The following is a 20,599-nucleotide window of genomic DNA, read 5'->3' as shown; positions in this document are numbered from 1 at the left end:
CCCTGTAAAGGTCAAGTAATTCGTCATTCCGCTATGTGTTAGCGGATGAGATACCGCGGCGGTATGACGGTTCGTGGTGGAATGACGATAAGCTCGTCATCCCGCTACGTGTTAGCGGGATCTATGCTTTGAGATACCGCGGCGGTATGACGGTGTAGATGATGGTTAAGTATTCCGCTACGTGTTAGCGGCTGAGATACCGTGACGGTATAGTAACTCGTCATCCCGCTGCTTGTTAGCGGGATCTATGCTTTGAGATACCGCGAATGAATCGCGGTATGACGGTTCGTGGTGGAATGACGTAGGACTGCTGTCATTCCAGTCTGGAATCCAGCTTTTTCATAATCATCAAAACGTTGTATTTTAACATAAAACGGCTACTTTTATGCTTGCCAACTTAATAAAATTCCTGGATCCCAGTGTCAAGCACTGGGATGACAAAAAAAGGTACTAGCCTGACAATCGTCATCCCGCTACGTGTTAGCGGGATCTATGCTTTGAGATACCGCGGCGGTATGAAGGTGTAGATGATGGTTAAGTATTCCGCTACGTGTTAGCGGCTGAGATACCGTGACGGTATAGTAACTCGTCATCCCGCTACGTGTTAGCGGGATCTATGCTTTGAGATACCGCGAATGAATCGCGGTATGACGGTTCGTGGTGGAATGACGTAGGACTGCTGTCATTCCAGTCTGGAATCCAGCTTTTTCATAATCATCAAAACGTTGTATTTTAACATAAAACGGCTACTTTTATGCTTGCCAACTTAATAAAATTCCTGGATCCCAGTGTCAAGCACTGGGATGACAAAAAAAGGTACTAGCCTGACAATCGTCATCCCGCTACGTGTTAGCGGGATCTATGCTTTGAGATACCGCGGCGGTATGACGGTCTGCGGCGGTATGACGGTTCGCGGTGGCATGACGTAGAAGCTATACTTTTATACTCACCAACTCAGTATCCAATCTGGATCCAAGTAGTCAGGGCGCTGGGATGACACCCTTTCCTAGATGGAGATAAATTACAATGTTCGTGCAGTTATGGAATTGTGCAACAGGCACAGTTTGACATAAAAAGCTTTGCTTTTTGAAATCTTGGGTTATAATTAACTTAAGATATTTTGGTAGGGGATTTATTGTGAATAGAAGGGAAGCTTTAAAAATATTGGGCTTAAATGCAAATCCCAGTGAACGGGAAATTAAAACAGCGTATAGAGAGTTAGTAGTTAAGCTTCATCCAGATAAAAACTTAGATAAAGAACAGGAAGAGCGTAAAAAAGCTGAAGAGAAATGTAAACAACTAAATGTTGCATATGAGTTTCTTACCGGGAAAAGTGCAAAAGAAGCTATGGTAACCCATGATGAAGATTTAGATGAAGTTAGTTCTACCAATGATTTATTGGTCCTTTTACGTATGGCTATTATTGATCAAGACTTGAACTTTCTAAAAAGAATACTTTCTAAATTCAAAAGTGATAAAGATGAAAAGTTTGGTGATTATATTAATGATAATAGTGTATATGTCCATCCAGCACTGATCTGTGCTGTGATTAAAGGAGGAAACATTGAAATTATAAAACTACTCTTGAAACATGGTGCTAATTATAACATACAAGACAAATATGGTGATACTGCGTTACATTATGCCTGTAGAAGAGGAGGTTATAGTAAGATTGTAGAATTACTCCTGAAATGTGGTGCTGACCCTAACATAAAAAATAATGACAAAGATACCATATTATCTGATGCATGTTTTTACAGGAATAGCAAGGCTGTAGAGTTGCTCTTAAAATACGGTACTGACCCTGCTGCCAATAGTAATTCTGCACTGAGCTGGGCATTTTATTGTAAGTACAATGAAATTATAGAGTTATTACTGCAATATCGTGCAGACCCAAATGCTATATTAGTTTGGGCTTGCCAAAGTGGTGATGTTGATGTTGTAGAACTACTTTTAAAATATGGTGCAGATCCTAAAAGAAAGGTTGATGGTAAAAGTCCAGTAGAATTTCTAGGACATAGGAACAGGGTTGAGATTATAAAGCTACTAGCACAATACAGTGGTGTTGAGAAGCACTACCTGCGTAATCGAGCAATAGAAGCTCTGGTCTTTTGCTGTTTTGCAGCAGGTTTTACTGCCTTGGGTGTTATGTATTCCCCTTGGTGCTTTATACCAGCAGTAATTTGTACAATCTTTACATGTCTTGCTGTAAGAGGTATTGTGAAGGCAGCATTTCTCACAGAAACAAAAGAACCTTCTCCTGAATTTGCTGAAGTTATTACTGAAAAAGTAGTAAATAATGTTGGGCTAAATGCCGAGGACAATTCTAAAAGAATTGACAATGCATTAGCTTAATCACAACTGTACGAGAATTGTGATTTAAGAGCAATCTCCACCAAGAAGGGTGTCATTCAAGTAGCTGACACTGGAATAACGTCCTCCTTTGTCATCCAAGTACCCTCTTCTTGTCATTCCAGTGCTTGGCACTGGGATGACACCCTGACAATCGTCATCCCGCTGCTTGTTAGCGGGATCTATGCTAAGAGATACCACGAATGAATCGTGGTATGACGGTTAAGTCATTCGTCATTCCGCTATGTGTTAGCGGATGAGATACCGCGGCGGTATGACGGTTCGCGGTGGCATGACGATAACCTCGTCATCCCGCTACTTGTTAGCGGGATCTATGCTAAGATACCGCGAATGAATCGTGGTATGACGATGAATGAATCGCGGTATGACGGTCTGCGGCGGAATGATGATAACCTCGTCATTCCGCTACGTGTTAGCGGGATCTGCTGAGATACCGCGGCGGTATGACGTAGGGGTTGCCGAGAACTTGTCATTCCAGTCTGGAATCCAGTTTTCTTTACAAATTCACCAAAAGTGCTTCATTCTATAACGCAAAACCCATACTCACCAAACCCAATGCATTACTTGCAATTAAGTTTCCTGGATTCCAGACTAGAATGACACCGTCATAAAAGAACCAGTGTCAGCTACTTGCATGACACCTTCCTGATAGACAATGTTCGTACAGTGTCAGCTACTCAGATAACAGGAAGAAGGTGCTGGAATGACAGGAGAAGAAGGCTACTTAGATGGCAGGGAGGGGCGATTTGAATGACGGTGTTGGTAAACTTAGAACTATTTGCCTTTTTTCTACTTAAGTTTGGGTTATGCAAGAAGTCTAATAGAGCGAAATATGGAAGACAAAAGATAAGTGCATTCTACGCAGCATCGCTAATTAATAATATCTTTATTATTGTATGAGATAGGTAATTTAGCATTTATGAATTTGTAATGTGTTACGCATAGCTCAAAGAAATAAGGTTTACTGGTTACACGCTGCAGCCAATGCCACAACACTAGGATCTATGTTTGTCTGCATGTTAATTTGCGTTGTGATTTTATGGAGGTCTTCTGTTACCTATGCTAGTGAAAATTTGGAGATACAGAAGGCCTTTGATAGTGTTGTCAAGCATATAAAAGCTGATAAAAAGTATAAAGATCTTGATGTTATTGAGAGAAAAAGTGACAAATTTAATATCAAAATTGCGCAGAATTCTGGCAAGAGTTTTGACATATACTCTACTTTAAAAAAAGCAAAAGATTCCTTTGAGTCAGGAGATAATGAAACAGCTATTTCTCTCCTTAATCGGATCATCACAAAGTTTCCTTATCATAAAAATGCTTTAATTGGATTGGGAAATATTTATTACGCTAATAAAGAATACAAAAAAGCTGTAGAGATTTACACAAGACTGTTAAAAGAATACCCTAGTAACCCTTACATATTAAAAAATTTTCTGACGATAATCTCACAATATGATCCTGATCTGGCGTTGAGTGAAATGTTGAAATTGTATGATATACATAAAAATTATGCTCCTTTATTGGCAAATTTAGGTCTGATTTATATGAAAAAGGAGGATTATGTAAAAGGTAAAGAGTATATGACAACTGCTGTTTCCCTTGATGAAAACAATATTTTTTATACCTATAATTTAGCTGTTATTCTAGATAAACTTTCAGATTTTAAAAATGCTACAATATTCTACTTAAAGTTGTTGAACATGGCTACAACTTCGAAAGATATGAGTGAAAAAATACCTTTATACAAAGTGACAGCAAGACTAAAATTTATAAAACTTCACAGCATGCACTCAAAGATTTCATAAAAGCTTATAGCTTACCTAAATCTAATTTATCGCTATTTTTGTTTACAATAATAATATTGAGCTATAGAATTAGATCTAAAGGGGCAATTAGCTCAGCTGGTAGAGCATCTCGTTTACACCGAGGAGGTCGGCAGTTCAAGTCTGTCATTGCCCATTTGCTTAACTGAATGTTAATATTATTAATTACTTCAATCAAAATATAGAAAATGCAGGATAATATAGTACCAATCTCAATAGTAAAAGAGCTGGAAGATTCTTATCTCTCCTACGCAATGAGCGTTATCATAAGCCGGGCTATACCTGACGTGCGAGATGGATTTAAACCTGTTCATAGGCGCATATTATATGCAATGTCAAGGGCTGGATACGATGCTGGTAAGCCATATAAAAAGGCGGCTCGTATAGTAGGGGATGTAATGGGGAAATATCACCCACATGGTGATGCAGCTATTTACGACTCCTTGGTGCGAATGGCCCAAGATTTCTCTCTTCTTTTACCACTTATTGATGGGCAAGGTAATTTTGGTTCGATAGATGGAGATCCACCAGCTTCAATGCGATACACAGAAGCAAGGCTTCAGAAGGTGTCACACTTTTTACTAAATGATATTGACGAAGATACAGTTGATTTTAGGCCAAACTATGATGGAAATGAAACAGAGCCTGTTGTACTGCCTGCAGAATTTCCGAATCTATTGGTAAATGGTGCAAGCGGTGTTGCAGTTGGTATGGCAACCAATATTCCTTCTCACAACCTTGGAGAAATAATAGATGCTTGTATGTTATATATAGATAATCCTGAAGTTACTTTGGATGAGTTACTTGAAGTGATGCCAGGGCCGGATTTCCCAACTGGGGGAACGATTCTTGGAAGGTCTGGAATAAGATCAGCATTTGCAACGGGTCGTGGATCAATTGTTGTGCAAGGCAAGACTCACATGGAAGACCTGCCACAAGATAGGCAAGCAATAGTGATTGATGAAATACCTTACCAGGTAAATAAAGTAAAATTAATTGAGAAGATAGGTGAGCTTGTAAAAGAAAAAAGAATTGATGGCATAACAGAAATTAGGGATGAGTCTGATAAGTCCGGCATTAGAGTAGTGATTGACCTTAGAAGAAATGCTGCAGCAGATTTTATACTAAACCAAATATTGGGACTTACTCCATTAAGAAGCAGTTTTAGTGTTAACACTTTAGTCCTCAATAACAACAGACCTGCTTTGATGTCATTGAAAGAAATCATAGAGGCCTTTATTGATTTTAGAAAAGAAGTATTAATTCGAAGAACAGAATTTCGTCTAAGAAAAACGAGAGAAAAAGCTCATATATATATAGGGCTCTACATTGCGGTCTTGAGCATAGATGAAGTGATAAAAATCATCCGTGGTGCAAAAGATCCTGCGGAAGCAAGTAGAGAACTTTTAAATAAAGAATGGAAAACTTCAGCTGAGATAAACACAATTATTGGATTAATCTCAGACAGCACAAGCTTTTTGAAAGACGGAGTGTATAGATTAACTGAGCTGCAAACGAAAGCTATTCTTGACATGAAATTGCAACGTTTAACAGGCCTTGAAAAAGACAAATTAGAAGCTGAGCTAAGTTCAATGATCAACCTGATAAAAGAATATATCGCTTTTCTTGGCTCAGGAGAGAAGTTGATGAAAGAAATAAAAAACAATCTACAAGAAATAAAGAACAGATTTGCTGTGCCGCGAAAAACTTCAATAGAGGAATCAGATACGGACATTGAAGCTGAAGATCTAATTCCACAAGAGGATATGGTGATAACCGTAACTATGAATGGTTATATCAAACGTGTGAAGCTTTCTCATTATAGAACTCAGCGTCGTGGTGGAAAAGGAAAGCTAGGACAAGGATTAAAAGAAGAGGATGTAACCACAAAATTATTTGTTGGAAATACCCATACTAGCTTTTTATTCTTTTCTAACATTGGTCGAGTTTACAGATTAAAAGTTTATAAATTACCTCTTGCAGAGCCAACTGCACGTGGAAGAGCGCTTGTTAATATATTCCCTCTTGCTGAAGGTGAAACAATAACTAATATAATGCCATTACCAAGTGAAAATGACGAAAATCAAAACATAGTTTTTGCTACTGCTCATGGGAACATAAGGCGCAACTCTTTAGCGGATTTTCACTATATTCCAAGCAATGGAAAAATAGCAATCAAGCTCGATGAAGGAGATAAGTTAATATCAGTTAAAGTATGCAATGAAATTGATCATGTTTTTCTTTCAACAAGATTCGGCAAAAGTATCAGATTTGTTGTAAGTGATGTGCGTCAATTTAAAAGTCGCAATTCAGATGGCGTAAGAGGTATCAAACTTGCAAAGAATGACAGCGTGATATCCATGACCATATTAAATGGGATAGGTGTAGCAACAGAAACAAAAGAACTTTACTTAAAAGTTCCACTTGCAAAAAGACTGGGGACTGCAATTAATAACTCCATTGATTCTAAATTGGAAAAGACTTTGAATGATTTAGGAATAGATAACGAATTATTCTTAAAACTTGCAGTGAATGAGGAGTTTATATTAACTATTACCGAAAATGGCTTTGGTAAAAGAACTTCTGCGTATGAGTATAGAATAACTAACAGGGGTGGTGTTGGTATCACCAATATTCTTACTACCAACAGAAACGGTAATGTTGTTGCTAGTTTTCCAGTTGAGCAGGGTGATAATATCATGCTTATTACAGATAAAGGAAAGTTAATTCGTATTTCAGTAAATGATATCAGAATTGCAGGACGTAGCACTCAAGGAGTCACTCTGTTTAAAACAGAGAGTAGAGAAAAGGTGGTGTCAGTAGCGAAAATTGAAGATCCTGATTCCACTGAAGATAGTATTTCTGAAGTTGAAAACTCTATCTCTTCTCAGCTGTAGTACAGGTTAAACAAAAAGCGCAAGTTTTTGTTGATTAATACGCAGTATTTAAATTAAAATATATACTTATAGCTAAGTAAAGATCAATGGACAAAAATTTAACTAAAAATAAAAAACCACTGGCAAACAAAGAGGATAAAAAAACACCTCCTGTTAAAGATCTTACTAAAAATAAGGGTAGGAGAGATTTTATAACATTAACTACATGCGCTATGGCAGGTATAGGAGCTGCAAGTGGACTTTGGCCACTGGTTAAGTCTATGAATCCTTCTGCTGAAGTTCTAGCAACTTCCACAGTGGAGGTGAATTTGTCTGGAATCCAGGAAGGACACGGAGTGAAAGTAAAGTGGCAAGGTAAACCAGTATTCATTCGTAGACGCACAAAGCAAGAAATTGAGGCTGCAAGAGCTGTGAATGTGAAGAGCTTGAGGGATCCTCAATTAGATGAGCAGAGAGTACGTGAAGGAAAAGATGAATGGTTAATCATGATCGGAATATGTACACATCTTGGGTGTGTACCAGTTGACCATGCTACAAGAGATGGTAATGGTTGGTTCTGTCCTTGCCACGGTTCATATTATGACACATCAGGCCGAGTAATTGGGGGGCCAGCACCAAAAAATATGGTTGTACCTGATTATTTTTTTCCCAGTGAGAATGTTGTGGTAATTGGCAAGAAGGCTTAATGGATACAATAAATTTGTTAAAAAAAACTCACAGGATCAACATCTATTATCACTGCAATACTCGAATTCAAGTTACAATTTTTAATCCAACATTTCAGCTTCTTTTGTACAGATAGACTGTGCTTATTGTGTATTTTTAGCAACACCCTATACCGATACTTATTATTTAAGAAATTTATTGCTGCTGGTGATGGACCAAGAATTTCAAATTCCTTTTTGTCTGCACCTACATTTTTTTCCTGGATACAAGTAGTTGAGCTACTTGGATGACGGAGAAGAGATTTTACTATTTCATTCGCTGCTTTTTGTGTTGCAATCTGATTCTTACCACAGATTATAAGCGCTATTAATCTGCTAAATGGTGGCATTTTGGCTTCGCGTCTTGACTTAAGTTCAATTTCATAAAATGAGTCCCTTTTTTGATGCAGCAATGCTTTTATTATTGAACTTTCAGGGTTATTGGTTTGCACTATTACCATTCCTTTTTCATTAAACCTTCCTGATCTGCCTGCAACTTGGTGCAATAATTGATACGTCTTTTCCGCTGCTCTTAAGTCAGAATTTTCGAGACTCAAATCTGCATTTATTACTCCAACCAAAGTTAATTTGGGAAAATTGTGCCCCTTAGCAATTATTTGTGTGCCGATTATAATGTTCACCTCTTCTTTCAGTACCAAGTCAATTACGTTACTAACCGACTTCTGATCGCTGCTTATCATCGCAGTTTTTGCGTTTGGTATTAATTTCACCATTTCTTCAAGCAACCTTTCAATTCCTACGCCATAAAGGGACAATGACTGTTCACCTTGGCAATTAGAACATTTTTCTGGAAGTTTCAATTGATAAGAGCAATGATGGCATAAAAGGACATTCTTTTTCTTGTGATACGTAAGCCAAACAGCACAATTTAAGCAGGAAATTTTATATCCACACTTTTTACAAATTGCCAGTTGTGCATACCCTCTGCGGTTTAGAAAAAGCATAACCTGCTGTTTTTTCTCTATGGTTTGTTTGATGCTTTCAAAAAGCTCAGAGGAGATCCATTGCTTGTTGTTCCTCATATCCACTACTTTAATGAGTGGCAATTCTGCACCACCGAATCGCTTAGTTAGCTTTACATGATTGTAATTCCCGCTTTTAACATGATGAATCGTTTCAAGCAGTGGAGTAGCTGATGATAAAATAATCGGAATATTTTCAAATTTGGCTAAGATAATTGCCATATCTCGAGCATTATATATAATTCCCTGTTCTTGTTTAAAAGATGAGTCGTGCTCTTCATCAACGATAATCAATTTTAGGTTTTTATAAGGCAAAAAAAGCGCTGACCGTGCACCAATAATTATCTGCGCATTTCCACTTGCTATATTGAGCCAATTATTCCGGCGAGTTTTTGGAGTGAGCTCTGAGTGCCATTCAACTAAGTTTTTTGATATCTGACCATGAATACGGTTTACCAATTGTGAAGTTAAAACAATTTCAGGCAAGAGGATTAGCACTTGCGCATTACCTTCCCCTGATGTCATTTCAATATATTCTGGTGTCATCAGAGTAACTGACACTCTAGTGTACGAACACTGGAATTTGCAGGTAATTTGCGCAGTAGGTGGTGTCATGCAAGTAGCTGACACTGGAATCCAGTTCTTATTATACAACCACCTGGTGTACTCATTTAAAGTTAAGTTTTCTGGATCCCAGTGTCTGGGCACTGGGATGACATCCTTTTTGGTGAAAATTACTCTTATATTACAAAGTTCGTACAGTTGTGCATCAAATGCTGGAATGACATGTATATTACTGTCACCCTTAATCAATTGTGCAATCACAGAGAGATAAACTTCCGTTTTTCCAGATCCTGTCTCACCGTCAAGCAAAGTCACTGAATACTCATTCAAACTGCTTATTATTTTATCGCTAGCTATCTGCTGTTCAGGGTTTAATTGGCAACTTATTTCACTTATTTCCTGCTTTTGTTCAACACAAACCAATTTATCTATTTGGTTTACTTTTAACACTCCTCCCATTATTACTTTGGCAAGCATACCAATAGGCATTACATTGTATTGTGCAACCCACTCTGCAAATGTGATCAATTTTGGTCTAATATTTGGTAAATCGATTTTTTGCTCAATAAATTTTAATGCTCGACCACTCTTGTCACTATATTTCCAAACTATTCCGATCAAGCGTTTTTTGCCAAATGGCACCACTACGTAATCTCCAAGTAAAATCTCAGTATTTTCCTCAACTGCATATGAAAATAACTGATCAATTGGAAGTGGTAGTAATACATCAACTGTTCTTGCCATAGTGATTAAGTTTAGCATTGTTTTGAAAATCTTCGTTTGATTTTTGTGGATTGATTGGTTAAACTGGTATAGCATTATACTAAATTAATTTGATTGGGGGAGTGAGTATAATTCCAAAAACACGTAAAGAGGCATTCAAAGTATTAGGATTGTCAGAGAGTGCAAGCACAGAAGAGATTAAGAAGGCATATCACGAGCTTGCATTGAAATGGCATCCCGACAAATGGTCAGATAAAAGCCAAGAAGAGCAAAAGACAGCAACAGAAAAGTTTAAAGAAATATCAGTAGCATATAAAATATCAATAGGCGAGATGACTGAAGAATTCATTAGCCAACAGCCTAATGATGATTGGATTAACAACTTGGCTGAATATTTTGAAAACAGGGCAAAAGAACTTCGTAGAGAACGCTACGGCTTACATCTAAGTGAAGAAGAGGTTGATTTATTTAAGGCTCTTGATGATAAAGATCTAGCCAAGACAAAAATTTTGTTAGAAAAAGTCAAAAATATCAATTCACAAACCAGACCTTTTGATTTATGGACTGGGGAGTCAATATTGCACTACATTGTAAAAAATTCCTGCAGCAATTTTGAATCAGGTTGGATAGAGCTACTTGAAGAAGTTTTATCAAAGTATAGCGCTAACAATTCAATATCAGCTCATAATAGCAGTGTCGAGCTATGCTCACAACTTAACGCAATAGATGTTAATATTTTGATGAAAGGTATTGACACCCCTTTACATATTGCATGTGATCTAGGTAATCTTGATGTCATAAGTATGCTTCTAAAGCATGGAGCAGATCCTAATACATGTAGTGTATCTAAATGTACACCGCTGTATTATGCTCTAGAAGAAAGCAAAAATGATGTTGTTAAGGTACTGTTTGAACACGGTGCTGAAATTGGTTTAGATCATGTAGACGAAAAGTTAATTATCGGCAATATTACAAAATATAGTCAGAGTACAGTAGAAATGCTTTTACCGTATGCATCTAATAGGCAAAAAAGTAAGATGTTACAATGTATTGCTTACAGTGATAGTGTGGAAACTGATCATGATATTGAAATTGCAAAATTACTATTGAAGGCAGACGCTGACCCTAAATTTTGTGGTCAAGAAAAGGGGGAGTCAAACGCCAGTGCATCATGTTGGGCCGACTTAAAAAAGAAAAGTAAGCTTGTAAAATTATTTAATGAACACAAAGAAAAAGCAACTAACAATAACTTACATACAGTGGAAAAGCAAAGTGCTCAGCCACCTATAACAGATAATAAGAATCATCATTCTCCACAAAAACAAGCTTCAGGAATTTCCCCAAGAGTTATAGGCTTAGCATTATTATTTGGTGCTGTAGGAGCCACACTAGCTGCAATAGGAATTATACCTGAGATTATTGCTATCGGAGTAATTGCAACTGCTGTATTATTAGGAATTGCAGGTGCAGCATTAGGTGGTATAGTAGGGTATCTTACAGACATAACAGTAAACAAATGTCATAGCGAATGTTATGAAAGTTGCGTAACTAACAACTAATGTCATTCAAATAGCTCGTCTAGGCATGTTTTTTTCTGGATTCCATAGTATTTTCTAAAACGAATGATAAACGTCTAAAATGGTATTACCAACTAAAAGGTGTAAGTCTGTACATTGATGCATTAGAGGTCTGAGGCGACTTTTGATGGTGTGCCAACAATGCTCTATCGGATTTAGATCTTACTATTACCCACAAATATAAATGTTTGTTGCATAGCTCTTAATGGCATAACTTTTGCTTGAAATAACTGTTTATATGGTGCAATTTACAGCTTTTAGTTGCTAAAATTATAACTCTTAGTTTAATAATTTTAATCCAATAAGCTTTCAGGTTAATAAAATTAAATTATTTGAGTAAATACAATACTATGTTTTTATTTGTAGGTAATAGTAAGTCTTTTACCCCATCGTTTTTTGCGATGAATTCAGCATATTTTTCCAACAGTTTTGCATCTAATTTATCGGTTTTTGCAAAGTGATTGCAGGCTTTTGCAAATGCATATGCCCGATTTGGGTGAGCTCTATGAACAGCTATGTTATACAACTTTATTACAAGTTTCTCATAACCTCCTGTTTACACATAACTTAACAAATACGTTAGCCATTTTTGACTTTATAAACTCAGATATAGCTGTCTCTACATTTTCTATACGCTGATGTTTATTGTTGATTGAGATATCAAGTGTTTCTTTTGAAACATCAATACCCATAAAAACTGTTCTAGCCATTTTTGTACCTATAAATATAATCAAATAATAATGCAAATGCTGTACAGGATTGTGATTCGATCTTTTAGATCCCCCTACCGTTCGTACTACATTTTTTCTAGCTAGGAGTGTACTAAGATTCCACCCAATCAATCCAGTTAACAGCTTGCTCATTATAGTCTTGCGACTTTGATTTAATATACAATCCAGGAAATTTATTAAGTTGGTAAGCATAAAAGTAGCCGTTTTATGTTAAAATACAACGTTTTGATGATTATGGAAAGGCTGGATCCCAGTGTCTGGGCACTGGGATGACAAAAAAGGGGCTACTCGGATGACAAAAAAAGGAGCACTGGAATGACAGGAGAAGGGGCTACTCGGATAACAAGAAAGAGGCTACTTGGATGACACCCTGACAACCGTCATCCCGCTACGTGTTAGCGGGATCTATGCTAAGAGATACCGCGGCGGTATGACGTGTTGCTTGGGCCAGCTATACATATTAACTTAAAGGGAATTTATATCTCAAAACCGCAAAAAAAGGTGTGTGTATTTGTGAAAAAAAATCTCCATGAAATTTAATGTGGTGGGACTAGTGCGATTCGAACGCACGGCCTTCGGATTAGGAGTCCAACGCTCTATCCTGCTGAGCTATAGTCCCGTGTTTTCTACCATTTATGTAAAGTTATAGCAAAAAATCCTTCTCTTTTCTAGATTTCTTGCATAACCAATTTATGACGACAAAAAACATTTCTGTACTTCTTGAGTATAATGCTATTATATTTAATAACATGGTTTAAGTAAGATTAATGCTAGTTAACAACATTGGTTATTTCTATAACAATCAAGACGACTTTGCTTTAAGCAATATAAACATTAAAGTAAAAAAAGGAAGTGTTGCATGTTTATTGGGGCATTCTGGCTGTGGCAAGTCAACAATTTTGAAATTAATTGCAGGGATAGAAAATCCAAAATCTGGAACTATTTTTATAAATGATAGGTTAGTTGCAAGCAATAAGGCATCAGTCGCTATAGAGCATAGAAATATCGGATTGATTTTTCAGCATTCTGCATTATTTCCTCACAAAACAGTAGTAGAAAATATAACCTTTGCTATCCGCAGCTCTTCCAAGAGAGAAAAGCACCTAATTGCATTGGAAATCTTGAAGTTACTCAATATAGAAAAATATGAAAATATGTACCCTAACGCCTTATCTGGAGGACAGCAACAATTAGTTGCGATAGCAAGAGTGATGGCACAAAACCCTGATGTTGTGTTGTTAGATGAACCATTTTCTAATTTGGATATACTGCTCAAGTGCCGAATAAGACAACATATATTGTCCCTTTTTAGAAGTAAAAATATCCCTGTGCTAATGGTAACTCATGACCCGCAAGAAGCATTGAAAGTTGCAGATTTTATCTACGTAATGAAAAATGGTAAAATTATTCAATCAGGAGTTTCTAGCGATATATACCATAGGCCTAAAGATGATACGCTAGCAAAGTTTTTTAGTGAGCTCTCCTCTACTCTATAGTTAAGCGAAAAGTTTCCACTTATTCGCTGCAAGAAAACAATCTAGTTTGGAATTGTTATAAAATAATTAAAAAACCTTGATTTATAATTAAATAAAGGTGATATAATCTATGTGTTACTTGACTTCAGTCAAGTTTTAATATTTAAAGGTCAATATTTTAAATGGAGGTGAAAATGAGTTTAGGACCATGGCAATTGTTTCTAGTCTTAATAATAATTTTAGTTCTGTTTGGTGCAGGCAGGTTACCGCAAGTTATGGGTGATTTAGGAAAAGGCATCAAAAACCTTAAACAGGAGCTTAAGGACTCAGAAAAATTATCGTCTAATGAACCAGATCGTTAGCGTCCTCATACTTCGTGACACGCACTAAGGTGCGTGTTACTCACTTAAAGCATCAATTATTTTTCAATCTTTCCGCTTAAGCTGTCGCGTCTGCTTCACCTTCCTCTGGTTTTTCTAATACTGTTAAAATGCTTTGTAGAAATTTTCGTGGTCACTTTATATAACATACAAACAAGTCTTGTAGTGAAAATTTAAAAATACAATCATTATTATTAATAAATTTTTATACATACTATACTGATAATGTAAGAGTAAATTTATTTAAATAGTGAGGTACGAAAATGAGTAAAAATAACAATCAACAATACAAAAACTATTCTGAAGATTATAATGGTAAAATAGGTATTGACACTAATGGACAAAAGTTTCAATTAATCAAAAATAACTCAAATCCTGTATACAATTATGAAGTTCGTGATATGGATGGGAATCATATATATAACATTAGAGAACAATGTATACCAAAATTCTTTAATAAGATATATAAACCTTCAGAGTCAAAGATCTTTGACAAAGCACCAGAAACTATAGAGGAAGTATTACCAAAAGTATTTTCATTCCAAGATGAAGGTATAAAATATAATATAAAGTATGATGACATGTCATCACAAGAGAAATTCCAAATTCAAAAGGACATTCATGCTGCTTATGAAAATTTTAAAAAATTGTTTGATGTAAACAAACCTGAAACAACTTTAAATTTAGAAGTTAATGTTTTTAACAACAAGAATGATTACCAGAAATATAATGAATTAGCTGGCATTGACGCAGATAATGCTTATGGTGCAACTGATGGTAAAGCGATAGTAGTATACAAATTTGCCGGTATGGACTTTGTTTTAGGTCATGAGCTGGGCCATGTGTTCCAAAATGAGCTATTAACAAGTATGAAGAATTCATTAGACCCTGAATTAGTTGGAAATTTAATTGGGAATCAAGTAGAAGAAGAAAATAAAAAAGATATAGATAGTGGACAGACAAAAGAATATCAAACTGAAGAATATGAAAATCCAGCTCATAACAAGGCATTAGAGCTTAGAGAAAGCGATGAAGATGATAAAAGAGAAGTGCAAAAAGAAACCGCTAAGCTAGATGACAACACAGAAGAAAGTCAATCTACACAAACGAGTGAACCTGGTACATTTTCATCTATTGCATCTATTTTTAGAAGTTTTATATCATGGATATGGGGCACAGAAGAAGAAAGTGAATCTATCGAATTATCACAGAGTTCATTGTATTCTGATCCATTAAGTGACGAAAGTCATTATTCACAGTCAGATACTAATGATATACTATAACTTTTTTTTATAGGTAGTTTAACCCTTGCGTGTAACCCAAAAAACACGCAAGGGAAAACTGTATTGCATTGGTGCTGTAACAAACAACTTCATTTGCACCAACTGCAAGTATAATGACAAAATTACGATTGTACTTTAACTCTAACAATTAACAATAATAAATGTATATTGAAATACAGCAATAATTACGTTAGTTTAAAAGGAATAGTTTGATTAAAGGATAATTGTGCAAAAAAGTGAGAAACTAACTAAAGATAAAAAACTAGCTTCTGATATTCTAAAAGAGGTTGCAGATACCAATAACAATGATAGCGATAAAGTAACTTTGTTTGACATTAAAACAGCTTTGCATGAGCGTGGTTTTAGTATTTTAATAATTATCTTCTCCTTGCCGCTATCGGTGCCTATACCGGTTCCACCTGGTTATACAACTATTCTTTCTATACCTTTAATCTTATTCTCACTGCAGCTTTTATTTGGATTTGATTCTCCTTGGATGCCGCATTGGTTGGAAAGAAGATCTTTTCAGCGTTCAACACTAGCTTTTGTGGTAGAAAAAACTTCCCCTGTATTAGAAAAAATAGAAAAATTCATGAAGCCAAGACTGTCTTTCATTTTCTATGGGCCTGGTGAGAAGATTCTGGCTTTTATGATGTTGCTTTGTGCAATAATAATAGCTCTTCCATTACCTTTTACTCACTTCCTTCCTGCAATTGGCACAACTCTTATTTCACTTGGCATTATGAGTAAAGACGGGTTTCTATCCATATTGGGAGTTTTAGTGTCATTGTGTGCGTTGTTGCTTACTCTTGTTGTAATAGTCAAAGGACCACAACTTATAACCGGAGCACTTTCTCTTCTTAAAAGCTTTACAACACTTTAACAAAAGAATGAAGTACTAGCGCGAAATGAATAATGCATATTGAAATAAAACAATAATTGTGTTAAGAATTACTTTTATCAAGGGTTTTTCGTGTCACAAAATGATAAGTTGACTAAAAGTGATAAACTAGCTTCTGATATTCTAAAAGAGGTTGCAGATACCAATAACAATGATAGCGATAAAGTAACATTGTTCGATATTAAAACAGCTTTGCATGAGCGCGGTTTTGGTATTTTAATAATCATCTTCTCCTTGCCGCTATCGGTGCCTATACCGGTTCCACCTGGTTATACAACTATTCTTTCTATACCTTTAATCTTATTCTCACTGCAGCTTTTATTTGGATTTGATTCTCCTTGGATGCCGCATTGGTTGGAAAGAAGATCTTTTCAGCGTTCAACACTAGCTCTTGTGGTGGAAAAAACTTCTCCAGCATTAAAAAAAATAGAAAAGTTCATGAAACCAAGAATGTCTTTTATTTTCTATGGGCCTGGCGGAAAAATTTTAGCTTTTGTAATGTTGCTTTGTGCATTATCAATAGCTCTTCCATTACCTCTTACCAACTTTATTCCTGCAATTGGTACGACTCTTATTTCACTTGGTATTATGAGTAAAGATGGGTTTCTATCCATATTGGGAGTTTTAATATCATTGTGTGGACTATTGCTTACTCTTGTTGTAGTAGTCAAAGGACCACAACTTATCATTGGGGCATTTTCTTTTCTCAAAAGCTTCGTATATGGTTAGGCTTTACAACACCTTAACAAAAAAAAAGGAACTTTTTACACCAATCGATAAAGATCATGTGAAAATGTATGTTTGCGGACCAACAGTATATGACACAGCACATATAGGCAATGCACGGTCTGTTGTTGTGTATGATGTGTTATTTCAGCTACTTAAGTTTTGTTATGGCAAAGTTACCTATGTGCGTAACATAACCGACATTGATGATAAGATAATTAATGCAGCAAATGAGAAAAGTAGTAATATAGAAAGTATCAGCACATATTACACCAAGGCTTTTCATGAAGATATGAGAAGCATAAATTGTAAAGAGCCAACACACGAGCCAAAAGCAACGGAAAACGTAGATTATATTATAGAATTAATTGAACATTTACTGCAATCAGGCCACGCTTACGAATCTGACAAACACGTGTATTTTAATATAGAATCTTACCATGAATATGGCGCTTTATCAGGAAAAAAAACTGATGAATTGGTTCCAGGTAGCAGAGTTGAAGTTAATGAAAATAAAAAGCACCCTGGAGATTTTGTGCTGTGGAAGCCTCCAAATGATATTGACTACAAACTTTCAAGTTATTGGAATAGCCCATGGGGAGAGGGCAGGCCCGGATGGCATATAGAATGCTCAGCAATGTCATATGCTTATCTTGGCAAAGATTTTGATATTCATGGTGGCGGCATAGATTTACAATTTCCTCATCATGAAAATGAAATTGCACAGAGTAAGTCTGCATTTGCTGGATCAATGTTTGCAAAATATTGGATACATAACGGCTTTCTTACAGTAAATGAAGAGAAAATGAGCAAGTCCTTATTTAATATAGTCAAGGTAAGGGATTTGCTTAATAGTGGAATAAAGGGTGAAGTAATACGCTATGCACTGCTCAAAACTCACTACAGAAAACCACTTGATTGGACAGAAAACGTTATTTCTGATGCACAGGAAACCTTAAACAAATTTTATCGGTTATTACGTGGTTTAGACACAACAAATATTGATGAAAGTAACGCAGAGATTTCTAAAGATTTTATAGACGCTTTAAAAAACGACTTAAACATTCCTGAAGCTCTAGCTATATTACATGAAATGGCTGCAAAAATCAACAAAATGAGTAATGAAAGTGAAAAGCTTAAATTAACTGAGAGTTTTGTTAAGAGTGCCAGATTTATTGGTCTTCTTGAGTCAAGTTATGAAAAGTGGTTTGCTGTGGATGTAAATCATCAAGAAATAGAAAGGTTGATAGACTTAAGAAAAATTGCAAAAAAAAATAAAAATTACGATACTGCAGACAAAATAAGGGATCAGTTGAAACAAATGGGGATTACAATTTCTGACAATGAAGATGGTACAACAACTTGGTAAACTTATATGGAAGATTACTTTCTGCTGTTTAAAGACAGCCTATTATCATCGTTAATCTTGCCTATACACCAAGGTTTTGTGTTCAATACCATGCTTTATTTCAGGTCGTATTACACTCCACTACTTATGTTATTTTTTGGAGTACTAGGATCAAGCCTTGGTGGAATAGTTAACTGGTATTTAGGTAGAATAACAATCTCTATACGAAAATCATATCACAAATTAGAAAACGAATATACAACGCCAAAAGTTACAAAAAATTTGCTAATTTTTGCAACTTTATTACTTTCGTGGGTGCCAGCACTTGGAAGTGTGATTCAAATTTTATCAGGTTATTTCAAGTTAAACCTTTATATCCTTGCCCCTTTAATCATTCTATCTAATTTCTTCTATTTGTTATATCTAATACTTACTTTTGGCGTATAACAGCTATAGTACTACAGCTATTAAAGCCCACTTCTGTCATCCTATGGCCTGACAGAGGCTGAGCTATAAATTAAATGCAAAATTTCAGTAGTCATAGGATGCACCATGAGCTAAAAGCAATTCCACAGTATCCGTTCAGCAGAGTGGTTTAAGAAACAATAGATAGGAGATTTTGGAAAGGGTTTAGCCCCTTTTGTTTCCATGTTAAGTATAACGAAATTATCCGCTCAAGTTCCTCGCTCCGATTGTGTAAAATATGAGTTTTTACGGTAAACGACATAATGCCGTATTTGCCGTTCAACATGGTTATTTGTCAGCGGAATATTTTCTGGGTCATCTAAAAAATTCCACATCATTCTTTCAGATTTCAAAATATTCTTCGCAACTCGAGAAGCTCCAATTGCTTCAGGTAAGCGAGATATTTCCTTCAAATAATACCTTGTACGTTTTCGCAACTTTCTTGCACGTTTGGCAAATCTTTATCTCATTTTTTAGTAAAGCTTTTTTTAGTGCAAATAATTCAGTAGCGACATCTCTTACATAACAGCCAAGAATCTTAACTTCAATGTTCCAGCTATGAGCCAGCCTTTCAAAATCTCTTATCAAATGAGCCCAGCAGATTTGCCTTTTCTTATCATTAAAGTAGTTGTAGGCTGAATATCTATCAGTTACTATCAAACTATTGCGATTGCAAAATGTGCTGTCTTGCAAAACCTTCATTCCTCTTGATTCTGTCAATTTTACAAAACTTGCCGTATTGCTTGCAAACATCCAACACCAAGCGAGTTTACCTTTGTTATAATGGCTCGTTTCATCAATATGTAGAATTTTACTCCTACTTATCTCTTGTTCGATCTGCTCATACATTTTTTTGCATTTTGAAGCAACTCTATGTTCACTATTTGATATGCTGCCAACACTTATATTCAAATTAAAAATATCATTTATAATGCTAGCCACTTCGCGCTTTGAATTCTTGTAAAATCCGCTGAGTGCTGCAATTATCGATTTAACTTTTGGACCAAATGTATCTGATGTAACACCTTCTGGTAATTTGCTACTTTTTCTTTTTCCACATTTTCGACAGCGGCCATGTTCCAACTGATATTCCACTACATAAGACCTAATTTCCGGAAGATCAACTTTTTGGTGAACATAAGGTTTTTCGCATATTACAAGCTCTCCTCCGCATTCGCAAGTATCAGGCAACTCTATTTTTACTACTTTATCTGCTTCCATTTTGGCACGAAAACTTCCTTTATGCCCAACCTGACCGCCAACATTCCTTTCGCTTTTTGGCTTGTCCTTTTTTATTTTGTACAGTTCTTTTGAGCTGGGCAGGGATGAGTTTTTTGAATTTAAACCAAGCCTTTCCTTTAATTCAGCATTCTCTATCTTTAAAGCTTTATTTTCTGCTCTTAAGTTTTCTATCTCTGCTTCCAGTTTTTCTATCTTTGCTTCTAACTTTTCTATTTTTTGCTGTAAATTTTTGCAAAGTTCTAAAAGGTTTACCATATTATCTCACTTTTGCTCTATGATTATCTTTTTAGATCACCTTGTCTACCTTATTCTGCCACTCCGCTGAACGGATACGGCGTTGGTGTTATAACAACCGTTTATATCAAGGTACACTAGCCCTCGATACGTTTGAATAGTTGCAT

At 35.9% G+C, this 20,599-nt stretch carries 16 protein-coding genes, 2 tRNA genes and 1 pseudogene; 13 read left to right on the top strand and 6 right to left on the bottom strand.

All coding sequences use genetic code 11. The features are described 5' to 3' along the window. Nucleotides 1-1,137 precede the first annotated feature (1,137 nt). Nucleotides 1,138-2,355, top strand: coding sequence for an ankyrin repeat domain-containing protein (locus ABWU58_RS05845; protein WP_353282873.1), 1,218 nt, complete (start codon nucleotides 1,138-1,140; stop codon nucleotides 2,353-2,355). Between the two features lie 24 nt (nucleotides 2,356-2,379). On the opposite strand, the gene ABWU58_RS05840 is transcribed toward ABWU58_RS05845, so the two are convergent. After that, the gene (locus ABWU58_RS05840; RefSeq protein WP_353282872.1) at nucleotides 2,380-2,553 is read right to left on the bottom strand and encodes a hypothetical protein; all 174 of its coding nucleotides are present in this window, start codon (nucleotides 2,551-2,553) and stop codon (nucleotides 2,380-2,382) included. 752 nt (nucleotides 2,554-3,305) lie between these two features. Here ABWU58_RS05840 and ABWU58_RS05835 point away from each other — a divergent pair. The 4 genes from ABWU58_RS05835 (at nucleotide 3,306) to petA (ending at nucleotide 7,782) form a co-directional block, all read left to right on the top strand. Further along, entirely contained in the window at nucleotides 3,306-4,181 is an 876-nt protein-coding gene (locus ABWU58_RS05835) for a tetratricopeptide repeat protein (RefSeq protein WP_353282871.1), read from the top strand. 81 nt (nucleotides 4,182-4,262) lie between these two features. After that, a tRNA-Val gene (locus ABWU58_RS05830) sits at nucleotides 4,263-4,335 on the top strand. A gap of 52 nt (nucleotides 4,336-4,387) precedes the next feature. Continuing rightward, on the top strand, nucleotides 4,388-7,096 hold the full coding sequence (gene gyrA, locus ABWU58_RS05825; protein ID WP_353282870.1) for a DNA gyrase subunit A: 2,709 nt from the start codon (nucleotides 4,388-4,390) through the stop codon (nucleotides 7,094-7,096). 86 nt (nucleotides 7,097-7,182) lie between these two features. Beyond that, the gene (gene petA / locus ABWU58_RS05820) at nucleotides 7,183-7,782 is read left to right on the top strand and encodes a ubiquinol-cytochrome c reductase iron-sulfur subunit (protein WP_353282869.1); all 600 of its coding nucleotides are present in this window, start codon (nucleotides 7,183-7,185) and stop codon (nucleotides 7,780-7,782) included. Nucleotides 7,783-7,799: 17 nt separating this feature from the next. On the opposite strand, the gene priA is transcribed toward petA, so the two are convergent. Next, complete coding sequence (gene priA / locus ABWU58_RS05815) at nucleotides 7,800-10,109, bottom strand: primosomal protein N' (protein ID WP_410542036.1); 2,310 nt, start codon at nucleotides 10,107-10,109, stop codon at nucleotides 7,800-7,802. Between the two features lie 83 nt (nucleotides 10,110-10,192). On the opposite strand from priA, the gene ABWU58_RS05810 reads away from it, so the two are divergent. Then, the gene (locus ABWU58_RS05810) at nucleotides 10,193-11,629 is read left to right on the top strand and encodes an ankyrin repeat domain-containing protein (protein ID WP_353282868.1); all 1,437 of its coding nucleotides are present in this window, start codon (nucleotides 10,193-10,195) and stop codon (nucleotides 11,627-11,629) included. Between the two features lie 346 nt (nucleotides 11,630-11,975). Here ABWU58_RS05810 and ABWU58_RS05805 read toward each other — a convergent pair whose 3' ends face one another. The 3 genes from ABWU58_RS05805 to ABWU58_RS05795 form a co-directional block, all read right to left on the bottom strand. Then, nucleotides 11,976-12,173, bottom strand: a complete 198-nt coding sequence (locus tag ABWU58_RS05805; RefSeq protein WP_253309883.1) for a hypothetical protein — start codon at nucleotides 12,171-12,173, stop codon at nucleotides 11,976-11,978. 16 nt (nucleotides 12,174-12,189) lie between these two features. Beyond that, nucleotides 12,190-12,510, bottom strand: coding sequence for a hypothetical protein (locus ABWU58_RS05800; protein WP_341821083.1), 321 nt, complete (start codon nucleotides 12,508-12,510; stop codon nucleotides 12,190-12,192). A gap of 410 nt (nucleotides 12,511-12,920) precedes the next feature. Continuing rightward, nucleotides 12,921-12,997, bottom strand: a tRNA-Arg gene (locus tag ABWU58_RS05795). A 148-nt stretch (nucleotides 12,998-13,145) separates the two neighbouring features. Here ABWU58_RS05795 and ABWU58_RS05790 point away from each other — a divergent pair. The 7 genes from ABWU58_RS05790 (at nucleotide 13,146) to ABWU58_RS05760 (ending at nucleotide 18,938) form a co-directional block, all read left to right on the top strand. Continuing rightward, nucleotides 13,146-13,874: an ABC transporter ATP-binding protein gene (locus ABWU58_RS05790; protein ID WP_253309408.1), complete on the top strand. Its 729-nt coding sequence runs from the start codon at nucleotides 13,146-13,148 to the stop codon at nucleotides 13,872-13,874. 173 nt (nucleotides 13,875-14,047) lie between these two features. After that, nucleotides 14,048-14,215, top strand: a complete 168-nt coding sequence (locus tag ABWU58_RS05785; protein WP_006013840.1) for a twin-arginine translocase TatA/TatE family subunit — start codon at nucleotides 14,048-14,050, stop codon at nucleotides 14,213-14,215. 281 nt (nucleotides 14,216-14,496) lie between these two features. Then, nucleotides 14,497-15,516, top strand: a complete 1,020-nt coding sequence (locus tag ABWU58_RS05780; RefSeq protein ID WP_353282867.1) for a hypothetical protein — start codon at nucleotides 14,497-14,499, stop codon at nucleotides 15,514-15,516. A 226-nt stretch (nucleotides 15,517-15,742) separates the two neighbouring features. Further along, nucleotides 15,743-16,399, top strand: coding sequence for an exopolysaccharide biosynthesis protein (locus ABWU58_RS05775; RefSeq protein WP_353282866.1), 657 nt, complete (start codon nucleotides 15,743-15,745; stop codon nucleotides 16,397-16,399). Nucleotides 16,400-16,489: 90 nt separating this feature from the next. Next, on the top strand, nucleotides 16,490-17,146 hold the full coding sequence (locus ABWU58_RS05770) for an exopolysaccharide biosynthesis protein (RefSeq protein WP_353282865.1): 657 nt from the start codon (nucleotides 16,490-16,492) through the stop codon (nucleotides 17,144-17,146). Further along, nucleotides 17,139-18,512: a cysteine--tRNA ligase gene (cysS, locus tag ABWU58_RS05765; RefSeq protein WP_353282864.1), complete on the top strand. Its 1,374-nt coding sequence runs from the start codon at nucleotides 17,139-17,141 to the stop codon at nucleotides 18,510-18,512. Before ABWU58_RS05770 ends, cysS begins: the two co-directional genes overlap by 8 nt. A gap of 6 nt (nucleotides 18,513-18,518) precedes the next feature. Beyond that, nucleotides 18,519-18,938, top strand: a complete 420-nt coding sequence (locus tag ABWU58_RS05760; RefSeq protein WP_353282863.1) for a DedA family protein — start codon at nucleotides 18,519-18,521, stop codon at nucleotides 18,936-18,938. A 148-nt stretch (nucleotides 18,939-19,086) separates the two neighbouring features. On the opposite strand, the pseudogene tnpC reads toward ABWU58_RS05760, so the two are convergent. Continuing rightward, nucleotides 19,087-20,453 (bottom strand): annotated as a pseudogene (gene tnpC / locus ABWU58_RS05755) (IS66 family transposase). Between the last annotated feature and the right edge of the window lie 146 nt (nucleotides 20,454-20,599).

Source organism: Wolbachia endosymbiont (group A) of Pogonocherus hispidulus (assembly GCF_964028195.1).
In the GTDB taxonomy this organism is placed as follows: Bacteria; Pseudomonadota; Alphaproteobacteria; order Rickettsiales; family Anaplasmataceae; genus Wolbachia.
This window is presented reverse-complemented; position numbering and strand designations above follow the sequence as displayed.

What these genes read in the sequence shown, in the direction of transcription:
- priA (WP_410542036.1), bottom strand. Translation starts at nt 10,109, where the DNA reads ATGCTAAACTTAATCACTATGGCAAGAACAGTTGATGTATTACTACCA.
- ABWU58_RS05785 (WP_006013840.1), top strand. Translation starts at nt 14,048, where the DNA reads ATGAGTTTAGGACCATGGCAATTGTTTCTAGTCTTAATAATAATTTTA.
- ABWU58_RS05790 (WP_253309408.1), top strand. Translation starts at nt 13,146, where the DNA reads ATGCTAGTTAACAACATTGGTTATTTCTATAACAATCAAGACGACTTT.
- ABWU58_RS05780 (WP_353282867.1), top strand. Translation starts at nt 14,497, where the DNA reads ATGAGTAAAAATAACAATCAACAATACAAAAACTATTCTGAAGATTAT.
- cysS (WP_353282864.1), top strand. Translation starts at nt 17,139, where the DNA reads ATGGTTAGGCTTTACAACACCTTAACAAAAAAAAAGGAACTTTTTACA.
- ABWU58_RS05800 (WP_341821083.1), bottom strand. Translation starts at nt 12,510, where the DNA reads ATGAGCAAGCTGTTAACTGGATTGATTGGGTGGAATCTTAGTACACTC.
- petA (WP_353282869.1), top strand. Translation starts at nt 7,183, where the DNA reads ATGGACAAAAATTTAACTAAAAATAAAAAACCACTGGCAAACAAAGAG.
- gyrA (WP_353282870.1), top strand. Translation starts at nt 4,388, where the DNA reads ATGCAGGATAATATAGTACCAATCTCAATAGTAAAAGAGCTGGAAGAT.
- ABWU58_RS05760 (WP_353282863.1), top strand. Translation starts at nt 18,519, where the DNA reads ATGGAAGATTACTTTCTGCTGTTTAAAGACAGCCTATTATCATCGTTA.